The sequence below is a fragment of the Streptomyces sp. NPDC046866 genome (assembly GCF_040704625.1).
Classification (GTDB): domain Bacteria; phylum Actinomycetota; class Actinomycetes; order Streptomycetales; family Streptomycetaceae; genus Streptomyces.
This window is the reverse complement of record NZ_JBEYXN010000009.1, coordinates 213,257-222,503: the sequence shown is the minus strand read 5'-3', so window position 1 is coordinate 222,503 and position 9,247 is coordinate 213,257. Positions and strand designations below refer to the sequence as shown.

The window sequence follows — 9,247 nt, the reverse complement described above, 5'->3', positions numbered from 1 at the left end:
ACCCGTGGCCGGGTCGCGCCGTTCCGAGGAGCCAGAGGAGTCCACTCCATGCCCGCCACGCCGCCGAACCGCCCTCTGCTGAGCCTCGTGGTCGCGACCCTCGCCGCCGTCGCCGCCACCGCCGTCGCCGCTCCGGCCACCGCCGCCGCCCCCGCCGGCGGCGCCACCGGCCTCTCGGCCGCGGTCGCCCCGACCTCCGTCGCCCCGGGCGGCCGGGTCGGCCTCCTCCTGCGGGGCTGCGGATCACGCACGGGGACCGCCTCGTCGAGCGCGTTCGGCGACGTCCGCCTGGGCCCGTCCGGCTCGTCGTCCACCCTCTCCGGCAGCACGACCGTCTTCACCAACGCGGGTGCCGGCACGTACACGGTGACCTTCGAGTGCGGCGGCCCCGGCGGCGGCCGCGTGACCGCGCCCCTGCAGGTCACCACGGGCGCGGCCCGCGGCGGCACGGGCGGCAGCATCCACACGGTGAGCCGCGCCGAGATGGCCGTCGGCGGCACCCTGACCGCAAGCGCCCTGGCCGCCGGCATCTGGCTCCTGCGCCGCCGGGCCCGCGCGTCCTAGACGGCGGCGGGAGCCCCCTTCACCACCAGCCCGCCCAGCAGATCGGCGGTCGCCCGGGCAACGGCCTCGACCGCCTCCTCGAACACCTCCTGGTTGTGCGCTGCGGGCACCCGGAACCCGGACACCTTCCGTACGTACTGCAGCGCGGCGGCCCGGATCTCCTCCTCGGTGGCCCTCTCGGGGATGGCGGGCGGGCGCAGCGTCTTAATGGATCGGCACATACCCCCACTATCCCGCTACCGCGGCAGTTCGGCCCCGGACAGCTTCATGATCAGCCCGGCCTGGAGCCGCGCCCGCAGCCCCGGATCCGCGACCTCGTCCAGCAGCGCCACCGCCTGCTGCAAGGCCGCGGCCGCCCGCCGGTCCTCCCGCAGCGCAACGGTCTGCTCGGCCATGTACCGCAGCGCGACATCGGCCCGTCGGTGGAACAACTGCCCCACCACGGTCACCACGACCCCCACGGAACTGGTCACGACCCCGAGGTACACGTCCCCGGCGCTCTCGGCCTTCCACACCCCGAGCGCCACCCCGGCCAGCACCACCGCGGCCCCCACCGCGGCGAACAGCTGACTCACGGCAAAACTGCTCCGCGCCTGCGCCAGCCCGTAGGCGTAGTACTCCACCAGCACAGAGGTGAACCCCTCATCGGCGATCCCCCCGTCCCCCTCATCCTCCCCACCCCGCCCGACGTCGGCGTACTTCGACCCCGGCTCCTGCTCGGGCACCCGAAGCCGCGCCAGCAGCCGCTCCCTCTCCGCATCCCGCCGCCGCTCGAACCGATCCCCCACGCCCCTCCCCCACACCACCAGCCCCGCAACCCCCGCCAACACCGCCCCCACAACCCCCCAAACACCCATCCCAAAACCCTCCCACGCCCAACCCCCAGACAAAAGAAGCCCGCCGGAGGCGGACCGGGCCCCCGGCAGGCTGCCGTCCGGGATCACGCACCACTCACACGGAGCGGCCTGGCGAGTCGGTCAGTAGGTGGGGCACAGGTTGACCTGCACGGCCGCGACGATGAGCGCGCTCTTCGCGGGGCCGAAGCCATCGGGGTGGGTCGGCCCGATGAACCGCTTCTCGGCGCCGGCGACCCGCTTGGCCGGGTCCTTCTCGCCCTTCATGGACTGGCATTGGTCGAGGCCGCGGCTGACCGCCTTGTCCTCCTTGCCGTTGACGATCTCGGGGTCGATCTTGTTCAGCGCGGCGAGGTACGCGGCCCGCTGCGCCGGCGCGGGGCTCGGCGGAATGCCGGCGGCCGAGCGGGCGGCCTCCGGGTCTGCGCTCTGCGGCGCAGCCGGCGCGGGCTTGGCCGCCGGCTTGTCGGAGGGCGCGGCGGGCTTGGGGTCACTGCCGCATGCGGCGAGGGCAAGAACGGCGGCCGCGGTGAGCGCGGCGAGGGAGAGATGTGTACGCATCGCGCCATCCTGGCCGCGCCCGGCCGCCGATGTGGCCGCTGTGACTGCTCTGTGACGCACCAAATCCCCGATCTGCCGCGGGGCCTTCCGACGCCGAACCGCTCCCAGGAGCTCGGCATGCCCCGCGGACGACCGCTCGCATACCGCGGAACGCTAAGCTCCAGCGCCCGGCTCGTCGCCGCTGCGCTCCAGGACCGCGTCACCGGCCCCGTCCTCCCGACCCTCAATGCAGAGATGAGAGCACGATCACCCGGATCCGCCTCCCTTTCGGCGGAACTCGTCGGTGCACCCCCCGGACGTCACGTCTTGGGTGAAGCAGGCAACGAAGGAGCTCGGGGAGCCGTAGAAGGCGAGCCGCATGCCCTCGCAATCCACGCCGTCGAAGGTGACGTCGCCATACGACCCGCCGAGGGACACGGCTCCATGTTGCCGATCGGCGATCCCGGGGCACGCGGCGCCGAGATCCGACGTGTCCAAGCCCGTGGCCGTGAACGTGCCGTCGCCCTTGAACTCGACCGTCCTCCCCGCAAAGTCGGACCACACGCCCGTCACCTGATCAACGGTGTTGACCTGGACCGGGTAGCTGGAGCAGGAGCTCAGGAGAAACGCCACCGCACATCCCAGCGCAGCGCCCGTGCATACACGTCGTATCCGCTGACGCTGGCCGGCAGCCATACGGCCCGCCTCTCGTGTCCCACACATGACCGGAAATAACGCCTCACGGAGGCAACGGACATCATCTTGAACGCGTTCAAGTCCGATGTCAATCGGCCTGTCACGCCGACGACATCCGGTGCCGAGTAGGGCATGACCGTCCTTTCCAGCCGAGAAAGGCCCCGAACTGTGACCGGTTCGGGCCCTTGAGTCGGTAGGCGCGCACGGTTCACCGGCCCGCATCTGTGGCGCTGCTCAAGCTCGGGCGCTCGACAGTCCGCATGCCCGATGCCGACACGGGACCGCCACTCTGCTTCCCGTTGCCGAGCTCCCGCCGCCCGTGGCGATGGATCTACCGCCGCGTCGCCTCGGCTGCTCAGTGCTCACTGCGCCGACCCTGACTACCTCCTTCACGTCGGAGGTAAGCCACTCAAAGACCCCCAACCAGATCGATTGGGGGCCTTTGCGTTGCTGGGCGCGGACGGTTTCGACCGCCGACATCTGCTTTGTCTGCCCGAATCGGGGCGCTGTCGCCGCGCGGTCTGGGACAACGGTCCTAGAGCTTGATCATTTTGGCGTACGGGCTCAAGATCCGCTCTCGGGCCGAGCCGAAATCGACGAGCATCGCGATTCCGTCCTCGACGCCGATCACTCGGCCGAGTCCGTAGACGTCGTGCGTGACCTGGTCACCCACCGCGAAGTGCTTGGGGGGTGGCGCGGTCGGGACTTTGAAGGGGCTGCTCGGCAGATGGCGCTTCGGTGCGGCTGGCTTTGTCATTGCGCCCAGTATGCGCTCGTCGGGCTCCGGCCGCACCGCCATGCGCATCACCGTTCGGACCCGATCCGGCTCGCCTTGAGGATCGGCGGCGGGGAAGGGCCGGACAGGATCCGCGTACGCCGCTTGCGAGATCGAGAAACGTCGACTCGGAATACCGGGAAGTCCGGGTCCGTGCACAGCGGCAGCGGGTCGGCGGGGAAGCGTACGAGGACGATCCCAAGGACGGCGGCGCCGGCAGACGTTCCCGCCCACATCTGCTCTGTAAGCCTGGGACCGGAAGCCGGCCCGTCACCGCAGCTCAGCCCCTCTGTACGCTGCGACGGCTGCCACACGCTGTGGATGCCGTGGCAATCCTCCAGTGGCCGTGGTTGACCGCTCGATCTGGCACGCGTCCACCGGCTCCCTCATCGACCGCGAGCAGCCGCACTTTCCGTCGGGTCTGTGACCCGCCGGGCGATCACCAGGTAGCCCGCGAAACTCACGTCCGGCCTGGCCTTCGCCCACCCGTCCGCCTTCTCAACCGGTACCAGTACGGTCGTACCCGGAACGGGGTAGTTCACCCTGTCCGTGGCACCCTCGGGTACGCCGTAACGGCAGTGCACCTCGGCGATCGACAACACCTCCACGGAGGTGGGTGCGTGCCCCTCCTCCTGGCCGTGGTGCTCCTCGCGGAAGTCGATCTCATCCGCGCGCTCGCTACCGACGACGTCGGCGTAGTCCTCCGGATCGACCCCCAGCAGCGTCCAGGAGACAGTGTCCCCTGGCGCGAAGCTCTCGCCGCAGCACTGGATCTGCCAGTCATCGACCCAAATCGTCAACGTCATGACGTCATTCTCCGCCGCCTGCGGGCAGCTGCTCCCGGCTGCTGTTGCAGTTTCCTACGAACGCCGACATGCGCAATCGGTGACGCCAGAGGCCTCGTGGGCCTCCCGAGCGGTCACCGATCTGTTCGCATCCCAACGAAGACCGCCAGTCTCCCGCTGCGCTCGCCGCTGCTATGGCGGTCCGGCTCGATTGAGCGGGCGAGGACGGCGTCGACTTCGAACCCGGCCGTCTCCAGAAGTCCACGGCGCACCACACCGGGAACACCCTCGCCGCGACCGGCGGCGCCACGACGCGTGAGCTGATGCAGCGGAGGGAGCATGCGTCGGTGCGGGCCGCACTGATCTATCAGCACCTGGTGAACGGGCGTGATCACGGCATCGCCGCTCACGTCGACGAGCAGATCAGGAGGGTCCGGCCCGCGAGTCCGGCGACGCATCTGACACGGCGCCACGCCCTTGCCTCCCACCCGAGGAACGGACAAGGCCCAGGTCCCCGGTTCAGTACCGGTGACCTGGGCCTTTGTCGTGCTACCTCCTGGTGGGCGCGGACGGTTTCGAACCGCCGACATCTGCTTTGTAAGAGCCGGATTAAACAGGGCCCCGAGGGTGCTCATCGATCACGCGACCTGCTGCTAAGCCGCCCTCTCCCCGACTTCGATGATCGTTTGGGGGGAATTTAGGGGCTGCCCTCTCTGGGTCAGATCAGGAACCTCCGGCCAGATCTCCGTCCACTTCAGGTTACCCATCGCCCGCTCGTAGATACCCTGCAACCCCCGCAGCCGTTCCTGCCGCATCTCCGGTGTCGGGTGCTGATAGATGCGCTTGATGCCCGGCCGGAGATGGCCGGCCTGGTCATAGGCCAACGCGGTCTTCACGCCGATCTGATCCTGGTACGTGTCGTGCGTGTGCCGCAGGCCCCGCATGGTCAGGCCGGGCATGATGGGCTCCCAGCCGTCCCGAGCGGCCCTCCCCCGCGTCTTCGTGAGCGGCTCCCGACCGTCCGCCGCCGGCCTGATGTGGGCCCGGGTGAAGTTGCTGCGCCGCCAGAAGACGCCTGACGGCGTGCAGAACAGGTACTCGTGCGGCCACACCTGCATGTGCTGCCGGAGGAGCTCGGCGAGAAACGGTGGCACGTCGATGTCGCGAGCGCGGTTACCGTTCTTTGGCGGTTCCAGCTGCAGAACCAGTCCCGTCTTGTTGCCGTCCTCGTCGCGGCCCTCGTACTCGGCGAGCTCGCCGACCTCCGGGTCGACACGGATGATCGGACACTCGAACCATCCGCCGTCGTAGGCCTGCCGCCGGGTGCGCAGAACGTTGTCACGGTGCAGCGCGGCACCCTCGCCCCAGCCGAGGCCCGTGAAGGCCGTTGTCAGGACGTGCAAACCGACCGCGGGGCCCAGCCGGCGGGCCATCTGCAGGACGACCTCGGGCGGCGCCCACTTCTCCTCATCGCTCTTCTTCGCCTTCACGGTCGTGGCACCCGTAGGCAGCGTCCGGCGCCGGCCGTAGAGCGGGTTCACCTCAAGGTGGCGGGCGTCGACGGCGCCCGTCATGATCGAGGACATCAAACTGACCGCGTGCCCCGCGGTCACCGAGTCGCAGGGCAGGCCGAGCTGCCAGTCGTCCACGTCGAACCAGGTGATGTCGATCAGGGACGTGTGCTCCCACTTGGGGAAGATGTGTTGCTCCAGCAGGTTCCAGCGCTTCGCGACCGTCGCGCCGCGCTTGGGCTTCGCCTTCATCCACCGCTTGGCGAACACCCCAAACTTCTCCTGCTGCTTTGCCGGGTCGATATACCTGCCGGCCCGGATGGCAGCCTCCTGCTTCTCGCCGAACTCCTCGGCCAGCTTCTTCGTCGGGAAGCCGGGCCACTGCCCCGGCTTCCCATCGGGCTTTTTCCAGCGCGCCCGCCACGTGAACTGCTTCGTCTGCTTACCGTTACGGACCTTGTAGACCTTCTCTGCCCACGCCATATGGCAACTCCCTTCAGGGTGATGCTCATGCTGATACAGGCCTCCCCGCAGGCGGGCCTCAGCGGCAGGAGACGGCCTGTTCGAGTGAGGGCGCTCCAGGCATGCAGCCGAGCGCAGCATTCACCTGCACCACGCCGGCGGCCGTGAGCGCGCCGGCGGATGACAGTGATGGATCGACGTACACGAGAACGTGGGCGCCGCTTGAATCAACCCAGACGAGGCTGTCGTCCGGCAGTACACAACCACAGAGCACATGAACACACATCGGCACCCCGCCCATTCAGTTGGGGCCCCACCGCCAGCAGACAGCATGCAACCACACATTCAGGTGCATTGTGGAGGGGTTGGCGTGACGGATGTGGACGGATGCTGCTACGCGCTGTCGCTGCCGGACGGGTAGCTGAGCTCGCGGAGCATCGGCTGCACTCGGCGCCACGCCTCGAGGTTGCGCTGCCGTTCCTCGGGGGTGGGGCTCTTGGATGCGCCCTTCACGATGACAGTGACGGCCGTCCCGTCCGGGAGGTGAACGACTGCAGTGTCGACGACTGCGCCGTCACGCTCGAGCTCGTCCTGCACTGTGAGTGGGAGTCCCTTGGCAACCGATGGCGCGACGACGGGGCGGCGGGACGGGTCATCAGGGGTGGGGTCGCCGCCGGCAAGTACCTGCTCCGGGGAGTCTGCGGTCCATCCAACCAGCGTGCCGTAGGCGCGGATGGCACTGCTGACGCGCTTGAACCCTTTGCCCTGCTCGATGTTCTGCACTGTGGCCCGGCTGACGCCGAGGCGTTCGGCGACGTCCGTCTGCGTCAGCTTGGGTCGGGTGGCCACACGCGCGGCCTTGAGTGCCTCGCCGAGTCGTACCCAGTCCTGGTCCATGAGTCCTCACTATGCCCTACGTCCGTGCAACCAAGAAGCATAGTTCTCAGCCTTTGACCAGCGCATTAGTAGTCATTTCAAGCATCCAGGGTTGCACTGCGCGCCCCTCGCGCCCTGCCGTGGGCGGCTTGTCACCCAGTGTCGCGACTAGAAACTAGTCAAGAAATGTAGGCAAACCGCTTGCATCGGTAGTCAGACCGGGACTACCTTCAGGGGGTGAGGCCGAACGGACAAGCAATCCGGGCGATCCGCAGAGCACAGAAAATAGGCCTGCGCTCGCTCCAGCAGATGACCGGCTTCAACCGGGGCTACCTCTCGCGACTGGAGAGGGGGCATATCCGGGAGCCGGACGAGATCCACATCCGGACGGTCGCCGACGCCCTCAATGTGGCGCCGGAAGCCATAACCCACCAGGAGGAAGCGTGACCGCCGACGCCGCGAAGGCGCCCCCGACGAAGTCGCCCGAGGCCCGGGCTCTCTCCGCCGCAGCCATCAAGCGGGTCCAGCGGCGCAAGGCCGAAGAGGAGCTGGACCTCATCCGCTGGACGCCGGAAGAGGTTGTGAAGAAGCAGCTGCTCCCGTACAGGAGCGTCCGCAGCCTGAAGGAGAAGTGCTACCGGCGCGAGGTGTTCTGCCACATGGACGGCGGCCGGATCACGTTCTCGCCGGAGAGCATCCGCCGCGAGAACGCGCGAACCATGGTCGTCCCCATCGCCGCCTAGAGCGGCATGCGGCCCCGACCGCCGGTCGCGACACCGCCGGCCGAGGCCTGCCGCAATCCCACCCTCACCCCGCATCGCGAGTGCGGAGGAAGAGAGATCCCGATGTCCCACATCATGCCCGATCCGGTCGCTGACCTGATCCCCTCGCGCCGACCGAAGCCGGCTGACCCCATCGTCACCCCGCCCGCCGTTGCCCGGTTCTCGGCGGATCGGCGTCCGGTGGAGCAGATCCGTGCGGCGAGCACGCTGGACCTGTTCGACGCCGAGTGGCGGTCCCCCGAGGAGCTGCTGGGCGCGGCTGCGGCGGCGAACAAGCTGCTGTCGTCGGTGCCGCTGCGACAGTCGACGGAGGTGCTGTCATGAGCACTCCGCTGAATCCGATCGCCCGCCTGGATGTGCCGGCGGATGAGCTGATGCGAGCACTGAAGGCGAAGGCCGTGCGGGAGTTCCACGCTGGCGAGCTCGCCGAGCAGCGGCACCAGTTCCTCGACCTGGACGCTGACAGCTCGTGCCCGGTCGCAGGCGCCGCCCCGTACCCGTACCTGCCGGCCGGAGGGGCGTCGTGAGCTACTACCCCGAGATCGCCGCCCGGTTCGCCCGGGACACTGACGGCCACCAGATGACCGTGCTCCACGAGGACGGCTTGTACCGGCACGTCCGGTTCGAGAACCCGAGGCACGGCGCCATCTACCGCTTCGACCTGATCACCTGGCCCCACGGTCTGCTGATCCGGGGCGACGGCCCGAACTTCGTCTTCTCGCTCTACCCGACGGTCGACCTGCTCGACATGTTCCGCCGGACGGCCACGCTCGGCGAGATCAACCCTGGCTACTGGCAGGAGAAGGTGCTCGCCGGGAAGGTCGAGGACTGGTCGGAGGAGAAGTTCCGCGCCTGGCTGGTGCAGGAAGCCGCCAAGGACGAGGCGCGCTACCCCGGCCTTGTGGAGGCCGTCGGCCGCCAGATTCTTTTCAGCGACGAGCACAACACCGAGTACAGGGGTGCGGCCGAGTACGCGGTCGCCTCGTTCGCCCACCGCGACTACCGGCTTCGCTTCCCGGACCGGTGGGAGGAGTCCTTCGAGGACTACTCGTGGGAGTTCCTGTGGGCCTGTCACGCGATCCGCTGGGGCATCGCCCAGTACGACGCCGCGAAGGCCGCCCCGAAGACGGTGGCGTCGTGAGCGCCCCGGTGGAGCCCCGCCAGGAGGACGTGGTGCAGGCCGCTCTGGACGGCGTGCTGCTGGCCTACGAGGCGGACTTCGGCCCGCTGGCGTCGTGGTCGGACGCCGTGTGGTCCTCGTACCGGATCGACCAGCACGTCGCCCGGATGCGGGCCACGAACTGGGAGGCGGCCGCATGAGCCTCCGTACCGCCGCCGTCCTGGATGCCCTCGCGGGCGCCGTATCCATCTGCCTCCTGCTGTGGGGGCGCCACACCTGGAG

General features: G+C 68.9%; 15 protein-coding genes. 7 read left to right on the top strand and 8 right to left on the bottom strand.

What is annotated here, in order from left to right:
- Positions 1 to 48 precede the first annotated feature (48 nt).
- A complete protein-coding gene (locus tag AB0953_RS16830) occupies positions 49 to 564 on the top strand; it encodes a hypothetical protein (RefSeq protein WP_366860213.1) in 516 nt (171 codons plus the stop codon).
- On the opposite strand, the gene AB0953_RS16825 is transcribed toward AB0953_RS16830, so the two are convergent.
- From AB0953_RS16825 to AB0953_RS16790, 8 genes are all read right to left on the bottom strand, one after another.
- Positions 561 to 785: a DUF2277 domain-containing protein gene (locus AB0953_RS16825; protein WP_366860212.1), complete on the bottom strand. Its 225-nt coding sequence runs from the start codon at positions 783 to 785 to the stop codon at positions 561 to 563. The two genes, AB0953_RS16830 and AB0953_RS16825, sit on opposite strands and share 4 nt — an antisense overlap.
- A gap of 15 nt (positions 786 to 800) precedes the next feature.
- Positions 801 to 1,352, bottom strand: a complete 552-nt coding sequence (locus AB0953_RS16820) for a hypothetical protein (protein WP_366860211.1) — start codon at positions 1,350 to 1,352, stop codon at positions 801 to 803.
- A 189-nt stretch (positions 1,353 to 1,541) separates the two neighbouring features.
- Entirely contained in the window at positions 1,542 to 1,979 is a 438-nt protein-coding gene (locus tag AB0953_RS16815; RefSeq protein WP_366860210.1) for a hypothetical protein, read from the bottom strand.
- 246 nt (positions 1,980 to 2,225) lie between these two features.
- Positions 2,226 to 2,591, bottom strand: a complete 366-nt coding sequence (locus AB0953_RS16810) for a hypothetical protein (RefSeq protein WP_366860209.1) — start codon at positions 2,589 to 2,591, stop codon at positions 2,226 to 2,228.
- 598 nt (positions 2,592 to 3,189) lie between these two features.
- A complete protein-coding gene (locus AB0953_RS16805) occupies positions 3,190 to 3,411 on the bottom strand; it encodes a hypothetical protein (RefSeq protein ID WP_366860239.1) in 222 nt (73 codons plus the stop codon).
- 404 nt (positions 3,412 to 3,815) lie between these two features.
- The gene (locus tag AB0953_RS16800; protein WP_366860208.1) at positions 3,816 to 4,235 is read right to left on the bottom strand and encodes a DUF6578 domain-containing protein; all 420 of its coding nucleotides are present in this window, start codon (positions 4,233 to 4,235) and stop codon (positions 3,816 to 3,818) included.
- Positions 4,236 to 4,867: 632 nt separating this feature from the next.
- Positions 4,868 to 6,208, bottom strand: a complete 1,341-nt coding sequence (locus AB0953_RS16795; RefSeq protein WP_366860207.1) for a hypothetical protein — start codon at positions 6,206 to 6,208, stop codon at positions 4,868 to 4,870.
- Positions 6,209 to 6,580: 372 nt separating this feature from the next.
- Positions 6,581 to 7,084 carry a helix-turn-helix transcriptional regulator gene (locus tag AB0953_RS16790; RefSeq protein WP_366860206.1) on the bottom strand — a complete coding sequence of 168 codons (504 nt, stop codon included), beginning with the start codon at positions 7,082 to 7,084 and terminating at the stop codon, positions 6,581 to 6,583.
- 216 nt (positions 7,085 to 7,300) lie between these two features.
- On the opposite strand from AB0953_RS16790, the gene AB0953_RS16785 reads away from it, so the two are divergent.
- The 6 genes from AB0953_RS16785 (at position 7,301) to AB0953_RS16760 (ending at position 9,165) form a co-directional block, all read left to right on the top strand.
- Positions 7,301 to 7,510 carry a helix-turn-helix transcriptional regulator gene (locus AB0953_RS16785; RefSeq protein ID WP_366860205.1) on the top strand — a complete coding sequence of 70 codons (210 nt, stop codon included), beginning with the start codon at positions 7,301 to 7,303 and terminating at the stop codon, positions 7,508 to 7,510.
- Positions 7,507 to 7,806 carry a hypothetical protein gene (locus AB0953_RS16780; protein WP_366860204.1) on the top strand — a complete coding sequence of 100 codons (300 nt, stop codon included), beginning with the start codon at positions 7,507 to 7,509 and terminating at the stop codon, positions 7,804 to 7,806. Before AB0953_RS16785 ends, AB0953_RS16780 begins: the two co-directional genes overlap by 4 nt.
- Before the next feature lie 102 nt (positions 7,807 to 7,908).
- Positions 7,909 to 8,169, top strand: coding sequence for a hypothetical protein (locus AB0953_RS16775; RefSeq protein ID WP_366860203.1), 261 nt, complete (start codon positions 7,909 to 7,911; stop codon positions 8,167 to 8,169).
- Positions 8,166 to 8,372: a hypothetical protein gene (locus AB0953_RS16770; RefSeq protein WP_366860202.1), complete on the top strand. Its 207-nt coding sequence runs from the start codon at positions 8,166 to 8,168 to the stop codon at positions 8,370 to 8,372. Before AB0953_RS16775 ends, AB0953_RS16770 begins: the two co-directional genes overlap by 4 nt.
- Positions 8,369 to 8,986 (top strand): hypothetical protein, encoded by a 618-nt coding sequence (locus tag AB0953_RS16765; protein WP_366860201.1) that lies wholly within the window; start codon positions 8,369 to 8,371, stop codon positions 8,984 to 8,986. Before AB0953_RS16770 ends, AB0953_RS16765 begins: the two co-directional genes overlap by 4 nt.
- Entirely contained in the window at positions 8,983 to 9,165 is a 183-nt protein-coding gene (locus tag AB0953_RS16760) for a hypothetical protein (protein ID WP_366860200.1), read from the top strand. The genes AB0953_RS16765 and AB0953_RS16760 overlap by 4 nt, the downstream gene beginning before the upstream one ends.
- The last annotated feature ends 82 nt before the right edge of the window (positions 9,166 to 9,247 follow it).